Here is a 14522-nt window from a genome sequence, read left to right as displayed (position 1 = left end):
GTTTATCTTTCCCGCCGCCGCCGTCGCGGGCCGTGCGCGCCACGCCGCCGCCCCCTCGCCGCGCCGTCCCCTCGTCCTCGTACCCTCGTACGCATGACCAGCGACGCGTTCTCCCGGCCCGGCCGCCCCCGTTCGCTCCAGACGTACACCGTGCTCGACCAGGCGCAGGTCGACGCGGTTCTCGCGCTGCTCGACGAGGCGGCGCGCGCCGACGGCCAGCAGGCCGTGTCCGAGCAGGGCCGGCTGCAACTGCGCGGCGGGGAGCGGGAGGGCGTCTCGCATCTGCTGCTGACGGTCGACGAGGACCTCGTCGGGTACGCCCAGTTGGAGGACACCGACCCGGTGGAGCCGCCCGCCGCGGAGCTGGTGGTGCACCCCTCCTACCGGGGGCAGGGGCACGGGCGGGCGCTCGGCACGGCGCTGCTCGCCGCGTCGGGCAAGCGGCTGCGGGTGTGGGCGCACGGCGGGCACTCCGCCGCCCGGCACCTGGCCCAGGTGCTCGGGCTGACGCTGTTCCGCGAACTACGGCAGATGCGGCGGCCGTTGGCGGGACTCGACCTGCCCGACCCGGTGCTGCCCGAGGGCGTGACCGTGCGCACCTTCGAGCCCGGCCGGGACGACGCGGCCTGGCTCGCGCTGAACGCCGCCGCGTTCGCCCACCACCCCGAGCAGGGCTCCCTCACCCAGCGGGACCTCGACGACCGCAAGGCCGAGCCGTGGTTCGACCCGGAGGGCTTCTTCCTCGCGGAGCGTGACGGGCACCTGACCGGCTTCCACTGGACCAAGGTGCACGCGGACGAGGGCCTGGGCGAGGTGTACGTCCTCGGCGTCGCCCCTGGCGCCCAGGGCGGGGGGCTCGGCAAGGCGCTGACGACGATCGGGCTGCGGCACCTCGCGGACCGTGGCCTGCCCACCGCGATGCTGTACGTCGACGCCGACAACAAGGCGGCGGTGTCGGTCTACGAGCGGCTGGGCTTCGTCACCCACGAGACGGACCTGATGTACCGGACGGAGACCTGAGCGTCCGGAGCGTGCGCCGGCGGACCGGTTCGGCGCAGCACACCGCGACCGCAAGGAGCGCCGCGCACAGCAGCAGCGTCCAGTGACCGTGGCCGTCCGCCCAGCGCGGATCGTCGGGCACGGTGAACAGCGCCCAGTGCGGGGGGCTCAGCAGCGGCGCCAGGACCGCGGCCACCACCAGGGCCGCGGCGACCGCCTGACCCGGCCGGCCGGAGCCCCGGCGGCGCACCGCGAAGGACGCGCCGGCCAGGGCGAGCGCGAGGGCCGTCGCCGCCTCCAGCGTGACGTCCCCGGCCGGGGGCCGCGCCTCCTGGGGGACCAGCAGCAGGGCCGCCGTCCACCACGCGGCGGCGAGCGGCACCAGGAGCGCGTACCTGAGCGCGTGCCGCAGGGCGCGGCGCACGGGCACGGCGGCGGTGGTCCGCCGGGCCGGGTCGTCCAGCAGGAACGCGGCGCCCAGCGCACCGCACAGGGCGGCGGCCCGCAGGGCGGTCACTCCGGCCCAGGGGGTGACGTCGTCGCCGGCCAGCCTGGGCAGCGCGGCGGCCAGCAGTCCGGGCACCCCGCCCGCGACGAGCGCCCGCCAGGGCACGGCGCGGGCGACGGGGCGTATCAGCTGGACGGCGAGGACGCCCCGCCGGGCCTCGCGCACCGGGGTGTCTCCGGGCGCCCGGGTTCCGGTCACAGACACTCGTCCTCCCCCTCCGGCTTCTCCAGGCCCAGCACCCGCGCCACCCGGTCCGTCGTCACCTTCGGGGCGGTCAGCTCGGCCCAAGCGGCCTTCACCTTCGCGGCGGTCTTCTCGCGCGGCAGCTCCAGCAGTTCGCGCAGCAGTTCCGTGTGGGCGGCAGTCATGCGCAGGGGCTCCGTCTGCGAGACGACGATCGCCGACCCGGTGTCGCTGTCGTCGATCCGCACCCGGCGCAGGTCCGCGACCGGGTCGGGGCGGCCCGCGAGGGCCAGCCACATCACGGTGACCATGCGGCCGTCGCACAGCTCGGCCACCGTGTCCTCGGAGCCGGTGACCAGCACCCCGGCCACCGCGATCGTGAACTCGGGCACCCGGTTGCCGCCCCAGGCCGTCCCGACGGTCACGTCGCCGGGGCGGGTGAGCGGGGCGAGGATCGTGTCGGCGTCCAGGCCGTAGCGCGCCTCGACGCGCTGCCGTACCACCAGCGGGCGGTCCTGCGCGTCGCCTCCGGCCAGGGCGCGGACGTCGTCGACGGCGCCGGCCCAGTCGTCGGTGCGCGGCACCCACTCGGGGAAGGCGCAGTACGTCGTGGCGCCCCGTTCGACGCAGGTGTGGAGCTTCTCCGGGGTGACCGAGGCCCGGACGCGCGCCTCGGTGATCTCCTCCGGCACGTCCCGGGACTGGCCGACCACGCCGACGAGGGTCAGCGCCACCGCCGCGGCGACCGTGGCCTGCGCGGTCCGCAGCCGGGCCCCGCCGGACAGCAGCACCGCCGCCGCCATCAGGGTCAGCGCGAAGCCGCCCAGATAGAGGGCGTGCCACGCGGCGGGGCGGCCGATCAGGTCGGAGGGCAGGGTGACGACGCTGTACGTGCCGACGGACGGCATCAGCCACCGCGTCCAGCCGTCACCGGAGAAGCCGGTGAGGAAGGTGGCGAGGAAGAGCAGGACGACGATCAGCAGCGGCGCCGCGAAGGGCGCGCCGACCAGCCGGGCCAGCAGCACCCCGAACCCGCCGAGGAGCAGCACGGACAGCGGGCCGACGAGGAGTTCGGCCGGCGAGCCGTGCCCGACCGCGCCCGGCTTGAGCGCCTCCCAGGCGAACTGCCCGCCCACGCACACCGCGACGACGAGGGCCGCCGCCCCGACGGACAGCAGGTGCGCGACCGTGCGCCCCCAGCGCGGGAGCACCAGCACGGAGAGGTGCCGGTCGGTGTCGTGGCGCCGGGAGCGCAGCACGGCCTGGTTGGCGCTCAGCAGCACCGCGAGGCCGACCAGCAGCGGCCCGCCCTGGGTGGCGCGGTCGGCGTCCTGGAGCGCGGGGAAGCCGTCGAACGAGACGCGGGTGCGCCACACGGTCCACGCCACGTACACCGCGAGGGCGACGAGCACCGGCACGCGCGTGAGGAGCCTGCCCGTCTCGAAGCGGGCGAGGGCCGACACGGCCGCCCAGGAGGCGGCGGGCGGGGAGGTCACGGGGGCCGGGGCGGCCGGGGCCGTGGTGGTGGCCGTGGTCATGCGGTCACCTCCGCGCCCGCGCCGTCCAGGGTGAGCAGGTAGCCGTCCTCGAGGGTCGGTTCGAGGAGGTCCGCGCCGGAGGGCGGGTCGCCCACGTTGCGGAAGGTGCCGAGTCCGGTGCGCCAGCCGGCCAGGGCGCCCGGGTCGCGGTCCTCGCTGCTCCAGACCCGTCCCGCGGCCCGTGCCGTCAGCTCGGCGGGGGTGCCGTCGAAGCGGACGGTGCCGCCGGCCAGGACGACGACCCGGTGGCAGAGCATCGCCACGTCCTCGGTCTGGTGGGTGGACAGCAGCACCGTCCGGCCCTCGCCGGCGGTCGCGATCAACTCGCGGAACCGCATGCGCTGTTCGGGGTCGAGGCCGACGGTGGGCTCGTCGAGGACGAGGAACGCCGGGTCGCCGACCAGCGCCGCCGCCAGCGCGACCCGCTGGCGCATGCCGCCGGACAGCTTGCGGATCCGCTTGCCGCGCACGTCGCCCAGGCCGACCTCGTCGAGCACCCGCCGCACCTCGCGGTGGCGGGCGGCGCGGTCGGTCAGCTCCTTGAGGATCGCCACGTAGTCGACGAACTCGAAGGCGGTGAAGTCGGGGTGGAAGCCGGGCGTCTGCGGCAGGTAGCCGAGCCGGCGGCGGACCTCCTGGCGGCCGCGCGAGGTGCCGGGGTCGTGGCCGAGCACGGTGAAGGCGCCCCGGTCGGCCGGCACGGCGGTGGCGAGGACCCGCAGCAGCGTGGTCTTGCCCGCGCCGTTGGGGCCGAGCAGCCCGGTGACGCCGGGGGACAGCCGCAGCGACACGTCGTCCAGGGCGCGGGTGGCGCCGTAGTGGAGGCTCAGCCCGGAGGCCGAGACGGTGGGGGACATGGGGAACTCCCGTGACAGGTGGTGGGGGCCGGGGCGGTCGCGCCCCGGCCGGCGGGAAGCCGGGCGCGGTCAGACCACGGGGTCCCGGCTGAGGTCGAAGCGGTCCCGGAGCAGGACCAGCAGTCCGGCGGCGAGCACGGCGACGGCCGCGGCCACGCCCTGTCCGGCCGCGGTGAACGGGGCGAGGGTCTCCTGGCCGCCGGAGCGGACCGCGTCCGCCACGAGCAGCAGCGCGACCCAGCCGCCGCCGGTCAGCGCGGGCGCCAGGACGGCGCCGAGCCGGGCCGACAGGGCGAGCGCCGTGGCGGTGAGGGCGAGCGCGGGCAGCAGCCAGCTCAGGGCGAGCAGCCCGTACCCGGGCAGGGCGAGCGTGGCCAGGCCGTTCAGGCCCAGGGCGGCGGTCAGCACGGCGACCGTGCGGATCATCAGCAGCCGGAAGCCGTGCAGGGGCGCGACCACGGCCATCTCGTACGTCGGGTCCGTCCTCGGCCCGTACGACAGCGCCACCCCGGCGAGCGGCAGCAGCGGGGCGAGGGCGAGGAAGAGGGTGGGCCGGCCGCCCTCGGCGTGCCCGGCGGTGACGGCCGCGGTGAGCAGCAGCACGGCGGTCACCGCGCCCAGCCAGGAGCGGCGCAGCGCCGGGGTGGCGACCAGCAGCCGGGCCGTGTGGCCGGGGACGCCGAGCCGCAGCAGCAGCGACTCCAGCGGTCCGGGCCGGGGCGCGTCGAGTTCGGCGTCCAGCCGCTCCCAGCCGGCGTCCAGGGCGACGGGGTCGCCGAGGCCCGCGAGGACGGTACGGCAGTGCGCGCACGCGGTCAGGTGGGTGTCGGCCGACCACAGCGCGGGCGGCTCCAGCCCGCCGCGCGCGTAGGCCCGCAGGTCGTCCTCCGGCACGTGCCAGCGCGTGTCCTCGTACGTCATGCCAGCGCCTCCCGGAGTTGCCTGCGGGCCCGCATCGCCCGCGTCTTGACCGTGCCCGGCGGGATGCCGAGCAGGACCGCGGCCTCACGGGTGGTCAGCCCGTCGACCACGGTCGCCTGGAGCACCGCGCGCAGCTCCGGCGACAGCCGCACCAGGGCGCCGGCGAGGTCCCCGTGCTCGACCCCCGCGAGCACGCGCTCCTCCGCCGACACCTCGTCCCGGTGGCGCAGCCGCGCCAGCGTCTGCCGCAGCCGCCCCCGCGCCCCGGCCCCGCGCAGGGCGTCGACCAGCCGGCGTGAGGCGATCCGCCACAGCCAGCCGGCGGCGTCCGCGCCCGCCGCGTCCTCGCGCCAGCGGGCCGTGCCGCGCCACACCGCGAGGAAGGTCTCCTGCACGACGTCGTCGACGAGGGCCGCGTCGGCGCACCGGGTGCGCATGCGCGCGGTCAGCCACGGCGCGTACCTGCGGTACAGCTCCTCGAAGGCGCGCCGGTCGCCGTCGGCCGTGACGGCGCGCAGCAGCTCGCCGTCGCTTCTCATCTCGCTCACGTCTCCTCATCGGACGGGCCCTGCCGATCGGTTCACGGATCCGCGGCCGAATTCACGATCGGATCCGCGGCCGGGTTCGCGATCGGATCCGCGGTTGACTTTCGCACCCCCTCTGCACCACCCTTTCACTACTCAATTAGTGAAAGGGTGGTTGTCGAGTGGTCGACTACCGCATCGACCGGCGCAGCGGCGTGGCCACCTACGTCCAGATCGTGCAGCAGACCAAGCAGGCGATCCGGCTCGGCATGCTGGCCCCCGGCGACAAGCTGCCCACGGCCCGCGAGGTCGTGGAGGCCACGGCCGTCAACCCGAACACGGTGCTCAAGGCGTACCGGGAGCTGGAGCGCGAGGGCCTGGTCGAGGCCCGGCGCGGCCTCGGCACCTTCGTGCGCCGCTCCCTCGGCGCGGCCCCCGCCGACTCCCCGCTGCGCGCGGAGCTGGAGGACTGGGCCGCCCGGGCCCGGCGGTCCGGGCTGGAACGGGAGGACGTCGCCGCGCTGTTCACCGCCGTCATCGAGACGCACTATCCGCAGCAGGCCGCGCACCCCGCGCCTGCGCACACCCCACAGGGAGACCCGTCATGACCGTCCCGGCCCTCGAGGCGGACGCGCTCGGCAAGCGCTTCGGCCGGCGCGCCTGGGCGCTGCGCGACTGTTCCTTCCGGCTGCCCGCCGGACGCGTGTGCGCCGTCGTCGGCCCCAACGGCGCCGGCAAGTCCACCCTCCTCGCGCTGGCCGCCGGGCTGCTCGCGCCCACCGAGGGAACCGTCCGCGTGCTCGGCGCCGCCCCGGCCGCCGCCCGCGCCCGGGTGGGCTTCGTCGACCAGGACAAGCCGCTGTACCCGCAGCTCACGGTGGCCGAGACGCTGCTGATGGGCGCCGACCTCAACCCCGGCCGCTGGGACGCGGACACCGCGCGGCGGGTCGTGGCCGGCGGCGACCTGGACCCGGACCGGCGGATCCGCGCCCTCTCCGGCGGCCAGCGCACCCGGGTCGCGCTCGCCCTCGCCCTGGGCAAGCGGCCCGAACTGCTGCTGCTCGACGAGCCGATGGCCGACCTCGACCCGCTGGCCCGGCACGAACTGATGGGTCTTCTGATGGGCGAGGCCGCCGCCCACGGCACCACCATCGTGATGTCCTCGCACGTCGTCGCCGAGCTGGAGGACTCCTGCGACCACCTGCTGCTGGTCGGCGGCGGCCGGATCCGGCTCGACGGCGACATCGACGACCTGCTGGCCGCCCACACCCGGGTGACCGCCCCCGCCGCGGCCGACCTCGCGCCGCACGAGGTCGTCGAGTCCCGCACCACCGGCCGCCAGCTCGGCGCGCTGATCCGCCCGGCCGGCGCGCTGCCCGCCGACTGGCGTACCGGCACGCCGTCCCTCGAGGACCTCGTCCTGTCCTACCTGCGCAACCCCACGGCCCCGGCCCTGACCCCCGCGCCCGAGACCACGGAGGCCGCCGCATGACCGCCGCCCTGACCACCACGCCGGCCGCTCCTCCCGCCGCCCGCACCGGCGCCGCGTCCCGCCAGCTGCGCTGGCTGCTGCGGCTGCACCGCCCGGCCGTCGTCACCGGCGCGGCGGTCACGCTGCTGCTCGGCGCGGCACTGCTGTGGCTCGGCGGCCCGCTCACCGACGCCTCGGCGGCCGCCTGGAAGGAGTACGACGCCTGCGGCTTCACCCCGCGCTGCTCCTACGACCAAGACTCGATCCTGGCCTACAAGGACCTGTACAACTACACGACGTTCGCCGTGCTCGTCCTGCCGTTCCTGGTCGCCGCCTGGGCCGGCGGCTCGCTGACCGGGCGCGAGCTGGAGTCCGGCACGGCCCGCCTCGCCTGGACCCAGAGCGTCTCCCCGGCCCGCTGGCTGGCCCACCGGCTCGCCCTCCCGGCCGTGCTGACCCTCACGGCGACGGGCCTGACGGCCTGGCTGCACCGCATGGCGTGGACCGCGGGCGAGAACCGTGTCGACCACACCAAGCCGTGGCACGACGCCGCCACCTTCTACGCCAACGGCACCGTCCCGTTGGCCCTCGCGCTCGCCGGACTGGCCCTCGGCGTCCTCGCGGGACTGCTGCTGCGCCGGGCCATGGCCGCGCTCGCCACGGCCGCCGTCGCGCTCGGCGTGCTGTGGGCCCTCGTGCACACCGCCCTGCCGCATCTGTGGTCCCCGGTCACCAAGGTCAGCGACCTGGCGACCGGCCCGTCCGGATCGGGCCTCCATGTCGGCGAGGGCGTCCTGACCGCCGACGGCGACCGGCTGGCGGCGCCCTGCGTCAGCGGCTCGATGCACGGCTGCCGCGCGACCCTGGACGAGCTGGGCGCCGTCAGCTTCTACCGGGACTTCCACCCCGAGAGCCACTTCTGGCCGCTCCAGCTGGTCGCCTCCGGCATCCTGCTCGCCGTCGCCGCCCTGCTGACGTACGCGGCGTTCCAGGTGGTGCGCCGCACCACGGGGACGGCGCGGGGCTGACGCGCGGGACACGACAAGGGGGTGTGTCCACGCGGGCACGCCCCCTTGCCGTGTCCCGGCCGGAACACCCCCGCGGGCCACCGCCCGCTGCCCTGGACGTCATGTCGCCGTAACCACGGATTCAGACGGCCTTGCGACGCTCGGTGAATGCGACCCGCCGCGCCAGAGCCCTCACCCCGCGGGGTGAACGGACGGTACGGGAGCGCCTCAGGGCCCCCACCGCTCCCACCCGCGCTTTCCGACGCGCCCGTGACGCCCTTCGCGCGGAAGAATGGGGTCATGAGCCAGCCCAACACCCAGGCACAGGTCCAGCACGCGCAGCCCTCCGTGGGCTCCATCGCCGCGCACCGGCCGCACACCGTGGCCGGAGCGGTGTCCGATCTGGAACCCGACATCGACGCCGACCTGGACGGCTACGAGGAGGCGCTCACGGAGGGCGCCGTCCCGCTGCCCCAGGGCCGTTTCCTCGACCGCGAGCGCAGTTGGCTGGCGTTCAACGAGCGGGTGCTCGAACTGGCCGAGGATCCCGACACCCCGCTGCTGGAGCGGGCGAACTTCCTCGCGATCTTCGCCAGCAACCTGGACGAGTTCTTCATGGTCCGGGTGGCGGGCCTCAAGCGGCGCATAGCCACCGGCGTGGCCACCCGCTCCGCCTCCGGCCTCCAGCCGCGCGAGGTGCTGGAGATGATCTGGGCCCGCTCCCGTGAGCTGATGGCCCGGCACGCCGCCTGCTACCACGAGGACGTCGCCCCCGCCCTCGCGGAGGAGGGCATCCACCTGGTCCGCTGGAACGAGCTGGCGGAGAAGGAACAGGCCCGCCTGTTCACCCTGTTCCGGCACCAGATCTTCCCGGTGCTGACCCCGCTCGCGGTCGACCCGGCGCACCCCTTCCCGTACATCTCGGGCCTGTCGCTGAACCTGGCCGTCGTCGTGCGCAACCCGGTCACCGGGCACAAGCACTTCGCCCGGGTGAAGGTGCCGCCGCTGCTGTCCCGTTTCCTGGAGTGCTCCCCCGGCCGGTACGTCCCCATCGAGGACGTCATCGCCGCCCACCTGGAGGAGCTGTTCCCGGGCATGGAGGTGCTGGAGCACCACGCCTTCCGGCTCACCCGCAACGAGGACCTCGAGGTCGAGGAGGACGACGCGGAGAACCTGCTCCAGGCCCTGGAGAAGGAGCTCATGCGGCGCCGCTTCGGCCCGCCGGTACGGCTGGAGGTCGAGGAGTCCATCGACCGCGAGGTCCTGGACCTGCTCGTGCGCGAGCTGAAGATCTCCGAGGCCGAGGTGTACCCGCTGCCCGGCCCGCTCGACCTGACCGGCCTGTTCCGCATCCACAGCCTGGACCGGCCCGAGCTGAAGTACCCGAAGTTCGTCGCCGGCACCCACCGCGACCTGGCCGAGGTGGAGTCGGCGTCCGCGCCGGACATCTTCGCCGCGCTGCGCAGCCGGGACGTGCTGCTGCACCACCCGTACGACTCGTTCTCGACCTCCGTGCAGGCGTTCCTGGAGCAGGCGGCCGGCGACCCGGACGTGCTGGCCATCAAGCAGACCCTGTACCGGACCTCCGGCGACTCCCCGATAGTGGACGCCCTCATCGACGCCGCCGAGTCCGGCAAGCAGGTCCTGGTGCTGGTCGAGATCAAGGCCCGCTTCGACGAGCACGCCAACATCAAGTGGGCGCGCAAGCTGGAGGAGGCCGGCTGCCACGTCGTGTACGGCCTGGTCGGCCTGAAGACCCACTGCAAGCTGTCGCTGGTGGTCCGTCAGGAGGGCGAGACGCTTCGGCGCTACAGCCACGTCGGCACTGGCAACTACCACCCGAAGACGGCCCGGCTGTACGAGGACCTCGGGCTGCTCACCGCGGACCCGCAGGTCGGCGCGGACCTCTCCGACCTGTTCAACCGCCTCTCCGGCTACTCCCGGCGTGAGACCTACCGGCGGCTGCTGGTCGCCCCCAAGTCCCTGCGGGACGGCCTGATCTCACGGATCGACAAGGAGGCGCAGCACCACCGCGCCGGGCGGCCCGCGTACGTGCGCATCAAGGTCAACTCGATGGTCGACGAGGCCGTCGTCGACGCCTGCTACCGGGCGTCCCAGGCCGGCGTGCCGGTCGACATCTGGGTGCGCGGCATCTGCGCGATCCGGCCCGGCGTGCCGGGGCTGTCGGAGAACGTGCGGGTGCGGTCCGTCCTCGGCCGCTTCCTCGAACACTCCCGTGTGTTCGCCTTCGGCAACGGCGGCGAGCCCGAGGTGTGGATCGGCAGCGCCGACATGATGCACCGCAACCTCGACCGGCGGATCGAGGCGATGGTACGGGTCACCGACCCGGCGCACCGGGCCGCCCTCAACCGGCTGCTGGAGACCGGGATGTCCGACACCACCGCGTCCTGGCACCTCGGTGCGGACGGCGAATGGACCCGGCACTCCACGGACGCGGACGGCCAGCCCCTGCGCAACATCCAGGAGACGCTCATTGACGCCCGGAGGCGCCGGCGTGGCACAGCAGCACCATGACCCGGCGGACGTCCTGGCCCGGCATCTGCGGGAGCGGGCGACCGAGTTCCTCCGCGCGCTGCGCCTCCACCGGGGCGCGGCGACACCGGAGGAGTCCGCGGAGGCGGCCCGCGCGCTGAGGCGCGCGGCCCGCAGGATCAGCGCGGGCCTCTACACCTTCCAGCCGCTCCTGGACCCGGCCTGGTCCCAGACCCTGGGCCCGGAGCTCGCCTGGGTCTCGGGCACCCTCTCCCAGGAGGACGCCTGCACGACCCGCCTCACCCGCCTCCTGGAAGCCCTCCACCGCCTCTCGGGCCCGGCGGCCCCGACACCCCCCGCGGCCCGGCCGCCGCGCCGGCCCTCCGCCTCCGCCGAGGCCCCGGCCTCTGCGGGGGCCGCCCCCGCCGGGCGGCCGGCCTCGGCCGACGCCGGGCCGCGAAGCGCGTCCCGCACCCGCGGCGGACGCACAGCTTCCCCTGGCGGGGAGCCGGCGAATCCGGCCGCGTACGGCCAAGAGACCTCGGCCCGTGGCCACGCGGCGGGCGCGCCGGCCGCCACGCGCCCCGCCGCTGCGGACCCCACCGGGTCCCACGCGACCTCCGCACCGCAGCCCGCCCCTGACACCCGCGCGACCTCGCCCGCCGACGCCCCGCGAGGCGCGTCCGGCGTCCGCGCCGACACGACCGCCCCTCACACCTCGGGCGGGCCCGCGTCGGCGGTCGCCTCTACCGACGGGAGGCTTTCGGCTTCCGCCGAGGACGGCCTGGGGACTGCCACCCGGCCCGCTGCTCGGGACGCCTCCGGGGCCCCCGCGGCCGTCGCGGCGCAGCCCGCCCCGGACGGCCGTGGGACCTCGGCCGACGCCGGGCCGCGAGGCGCCGCTCGTGTTGACGACTACGGCGCGACAGCGTCCCGCGTCACCGGCGAAGCCGCAGCGTCACCCGGCGGCCGGCCGCCGAGCTCGGCCGAGGGCTCGCCGGAAACCCCGGCGCCTGCCCGCACCCCCGGCGTACCGGCCACCCGGCCCGTCCCCGCCACACCCGCACCCGCCGCCGACGCCCCGTCGGACGTCCTCCGTCCCGCCCCCGCGACTGCCGCCCAGGCCCCCGTCCGGGCCGCCGGTGCGCGGCCCGCCGTGGCACGTCGGGCCGCCACCGTGACCGCCACCGTCCCGGCCCCGGACGACCGCCGCGCCACCGACCGCCCGCGCGCCGGGGAGGAGCCCCGGACCACCGGCCGCCCGCGCACCGGAGGCGAGCCCGGGACCACCGACCGTCCGCGCATCGGGGGCGAGCCCGGGACCACCGGCCGCCCCCGCCCCGGGGACGAGCCCGGAACCACCGGCCGCCCGCGCACCGGAGGCGAGCCGGGGACCACCGGCCGCCCCCGCACCGACGACGCCCGCACCGCAGCGGGCGAGGCCCGGACCGCCGCGCACGACACCCGCCCCCGCGCCGCCGGGGCGCAGCGCGACGCCGCCGGGGCTCAACGCGACGGCGCCCGTGGTGGCCGGGCGCCCCTCACCGTGGGGGCCGCCAAGGCCGGCGCCCTGCTGGAGCGGCAGCTCACGCTCGCTCGGACGCGGGCGCACTCCACCGCCCTCCAGGCGCTCGGGTCGGCGCGGTTCCATGCCGTCGCCGACCAGGTGGCCGTGCTGGCCAGCGAGGTCCCGCTGGCCGCGGCGGCCGAGGGCGCCGATCTGCGCCCGCTGGCCGACGCGGCGCGTGAGCGGCTCGCGGACGCCGTCGCCGCGCTGCCCCTCCTCACCGCCGGCAGCCCGTACAACGCCGAGGCGCTGGTGCACGGCCTGTCCCCCGATCCCGCCCCGCACCCGCAGGACGCCCCCTGGCACCAGGTGCGGCTCCTGCTCCGCCTGCACCGCTACGCCCAGGAGGTGCTGCACCCCGCCGCGGGCGACGACCCCCGGCTGCGCGCGGCGGGCGAGGCGCTGGACCGGCACCGTGACGCGGCCGAGGCCGCGGCCGCCGCCGCGCACGCGGCCCGTACGCCGAGGATCGCCCCGGCCACGGCGTACGCGCTGGGCGTGCTCCACGCCGACCAGCGGCATGAGGTGGAGGCGGCGCGGTACGCGTTCCAGCGGGCCTGGCAGAAGCCGCCCGCCGGCACGCCGTAGGAACGCCGCGCGACAGGGAGGCACCCGGTGCGCACCACCCGAACCGCCAGAAGCGGCCTCACCGTCGAGGCGGCCGGCTGCGTCCTGTGGCGCCGCTCGCCCGTCACCGCCGAGCTGGAGCTGTGCCTGGTCCACCGGCCCAAGTACGACGACTGGTCCTGGCCGAAGGGCAAGCTGAAGCGCGGCGAGGACGCGCTCGCGGGCGCGCTGCGCGAGGTCGCCGAGGAGACGGGGTACACCGCCGTGCCGGCCGCCGAGCTGCCCAGCACCCGCTATCTCGCGAACGGGCACCCCAAGCGGGTCCGCTACTGGGCGGCCGAGGCGGTCTCCGGCACGTTCGCGCCCAACGACGAGGTCGACCGCGTCCTCTGGCTGCCCCCGGACGCGGCCCGCCGCCACCTCACCTCGCCGATGGACGCCGGCCTCGTGGACGCCCTCCTCGACACCCTCCGTCCGGCCCGCTGACAGCGCCCGCGCCGCGGCCTCACCGCACCGTCCTCAGGGGTTCACCCCTCGTTCATGTACGCCCATCGGCCGCTTCACCTGTTCTGCCTAATTTCGGCCTTACGCGGTGCGGATCGCCCGTACACGAACGCTTACCGGACGAGGCGACCCGCCTCACCCCACTTCGCACGCCGCCGAATTCAGGACGGCGGCCACTGGAAGGAACAAAAGTGAAGCTTCAGCGCATGAACCGGCGGGCCCTCGCTCTCGGTGCTCTCGCCGTCACCGGCGCCCTGGCCCTCACGGCGTGCGGCTCCGACGACACCGGCGGCGGCGAGGGCGGCGGCGCCTCCGCGACCGCGCAGGCCGGCAACATCGACTGCGGCGACGCCAAGGGCCAGCTCCAGGCGTCCGGCTCCTCCGCCCAGAAGAACGCCATCGACGCCTGGGTGAAGCAGTACACCGCGGCCTGCAAGGACGTGCAGATCAACTACAACCCGACCGGTTCGGGCGCCGGCATCACCGCGTTCACGCAGGGCCAGACGGCGTTCGCCGGTTCGGACTCGGCGCTGAAGCCCGAAGAGGTCGAGGCGTCGAAGAAGGTGTGCACCGACGGCCAGGGCATCGACCTGCCGATGGTGGGCGGCCCGATCGCGGTCGGCTACAACGTCCCCGGTGTGGACGCCCTCACCCTGGACGCCTCCACCCTGGCGAAGATCTTCGACAACAAGATCACCAAGTGGAACGACCCGGCGATCGCCAAGCTGAACAACGGCGTCGAGCTTCCCGACCTGAAGATCCAGGCGTTCCACCGCTCCGACGAGTCCGGCACCACGGACAACTTCACCAAGTACCTGAAGGCCGCCGCGCCCAAGGACTGGACGTACGAGCCGGGCAAGTCCTGGGAGGCCGAGGGCGGCCAGTCCGCGCAGGGCTCCTCCGGTGTCGCCCAGCAGGTGAAGCAGACCAACGGCGCCATCTCGTACTTCGAGCTGTCCTACGCCGCCGACGGCATCAAGACCGTCGACATCAAGACCGAGGCCACCGAGCCGGTGAAGGCGACCATCGAGAACGCCACCGCCGCCATCGGCGCCGCCAAGGTCGTCGGCACCGGCAAGGACCTCGCGCTGGAGCTCGACTACACCCCGACCGCCGAGGGCGCCTACCCGATCGTCCTGGTGACGTACGAGATCGTCTGCGACAAGGGCAACAAGGCCGACACCCTGCCCGCCACCAAGTCCTTCCTGAACTACGTGGCCTCCGAGGACGGTCAGGCCCAGCTGGCGGACGCCGGCTACGCCCCGATGCCGACGGAGATCATCACCAAGGTCCGCGAGACCATCGCCGGCCTCAGCTGACCCGAGTGTGCGGCCCGCGCCCGACCCCGGGCCGGGCCGCACCGTCCGGTGCACCGCCAACAGG

13 protein-coding genes and 1 pseudogene are annotated in these 14522 nt (G+C 75.5%); 9 read left to right on the top strand and 5 right to left on the bottom strand.

Annotated features, from left to right (window positions below; all coding sequences use genetic code 11):
- Positions 1-93: 93 nt before the first annotated feature.
- Positions 94-1020, top strand: coding sequence for a mycothiol synthase (gene mshD, locus ACFOSY_RS00205; protein WP_394304694.1), 927 nt, complete (start codon positions 94-96; stop codon positions 1018-1020).
- Here mshD and ACFOSY_RS00200 read toward each other — a convergent pair.
- From ACFOSY_RS00200 to ACFOSY_RS00180, 5 genes are all read right to left on the bottom strand, one after another.
- Positions 980-1705 (bottom strand): ABC transporter, encoded by a 726-nt coding sequence (locus ACFOSY_RS00200; protein WP_394304693.1) that lies wholly within the window; start codon positions 1703-1705, stop codon positions 980-982. The genes mshD and ACFOSY_RS00200 overlap by 41 nt on opposite strands.
- Positions 1702-3228, bottom strand: coding sequence for an ABC transporter permease (locus ACFOSY_RS00195; protein ID WP_394304692.1), 1527 nt, complete (start codon positions 3226-3228; stop codon positions 1702-1704). The genes ACFOSY_RS00200 and ACFOSY_RS00195 overlap by 4 nt, the downstream gene beginning before the upstream one ends.
- Positions 3225-4085, bottom strand: a complete 861-nt coding sequence (locus ACFOSY_RS00190) for an ABC transporter ATP-binding protein (protein WP_394304691.1) — start codon at positions 4083-4085, stop codon at positions 3225-3227. Before ACFOSY_RS00190 ends, ACFOSY_RS00195 begins: the two co-directional genes overlap by 4 nt.
- Before the next feature lie 69 nt (positions 4086-4154).
- Complete coding sequence (locus ACFOSY_RS00185) at positions 4155-5006, bottom strand: zf-HC2 domain-containing protein (RefSeq protein ID WP_394304690.1); 852 nt, start codon at positions 5004-5006, stop codon at positions 4155-4157.
- A complete protein-coding gene (locus ACFOSY_RS00180) occupies positions 5003-5554 on the bottom strand; it encodes an RNA polymerase sigma factor (protein ID WP_367459699.1) in 552 nt (183 codons plus the stop codon). The genes ACFOSY_RS00185 and ACFOSY_RS00180 overlap by 4 nt, the downstream gene beginning before the upstream one ends.
- A gap of 158 nt (positions 5555-5712) precedes the next feature.
- Here ACFOSY_RS00180 and ACFOSY_RS00175 point away from each other — a divergent pair, with 158 nt between their 5' ends.
- The 8 genes and pseudogenes from ACFOSY_RS00175 (at position 5713) to pstS (ending at position 14458) form a co-directional block, all read left to right on the top strand.
- Positions 5713-6138 (top strand): GntR family transcriptional regulator, encoded by a 426-nt coding sequence (locus ACFOSY_RS00175; protein WP_394304689.1) that lies wholly within the window; start codon positions 5713-5715, stop codon positions 6136-6138.
- On the top strand, positions 6135-7022 hold the full coding sequence (locus ACFOSY_RS00170) for an ABC transporter ATP-binding protein (RefSeq protein WP_394304688.1): 888 nt from the start codon (positions 6135-6137) through the stop codon (positions 7020-7022). Before ACFOSY_RS00175 ends, ACFOSY_RS00170 begins: the two co-directional genes overlap by 4 nt.
- Positions 7019-8029: an ABC transporter permease gene (locus tag ACFOSY_RS00165; protein ID WP_394304687.1), complete on the top strand. Its 1011-nt coding sequence runs from the start codon at positions 7019-7021 to the stop codon at positions 8027-8029. Before ACFOSY_RS00170 ends, ACFOSY_RS00165 begins: the two co-directional genes overlap by 4 nt.
- A 147-nt stretch (positions 8030-8176) precedes the next feature.
- Positions 8177-10543, top strand: coding sequence for an RNA degradosome polyphosphate kinase (locus tag ACFOSY_RS00160; RefSeq protein WP_394304686.1), 2367 nt, complete (start codon positions 8177-8179; stop codon positions 10541-10543).
- Positions 10428-10856: pseudogene (locus tag ACFOSY_RS00155) on the top strand (CHAD domain-containing protein); the annotation flags it as partial. The gene ACFOSY_RS00160 and the pseudogene ACFOSY_RS00155, both read left to right, overlap by 116 nt.
- 801 nt (positions 10857-11657) lie before the next feature.
- Entirely contained in the window at positions 11658-12656 is a 999-nt protein-coding gene (locus ACFOSY_RS00150) for a CHAD domain-containing protein (RefSeq protein ID WP_394304890.1), read from the top strand.
- A gap of 27 nt (positions 12657-12683) precedes the next feature.
- Positions 12684-13121: an NUDIX hydrolase gene (locus tag ACFOSY_RS00145; protein ID WP_394304685.1), complete on the top strand. Its 438-nt coding sequence runs from the start codon at positions 12684-12686 to the stop codon at positions 13119-13121.
- Positions 13122-13330: 209 nt separating this feature from the next.
- Positions 13331-14458: a phosphate ABC transporter substrate-binding protein PstS gene (gene pstS, locus ACFOSY_RS00140; protein ID WP_394304684.1), complete on the top strand. Its 1128-nt coding sequence runs from the start codon at positions 13331-13333 to the stop codon at positions 14456-14458.
- Positions 14459-14522 lie beyond the last annotated feature (64 nt).

This window comes from Streptomyces lusitanus (genome assembly GCF_042647945.1).
Taxonomy (GTDB): domain Bacteria; phylum Actinomycetota; class Actinomycetes; order Streptomycetales; family Streptomycetaceae; genus Streptomyces; species Streptomyces pseudogriseolus.
Note: the sequence above shows the minus strand (reverse complement) of the source record. Positions and strands in the feature narration are given on the sequence as shown.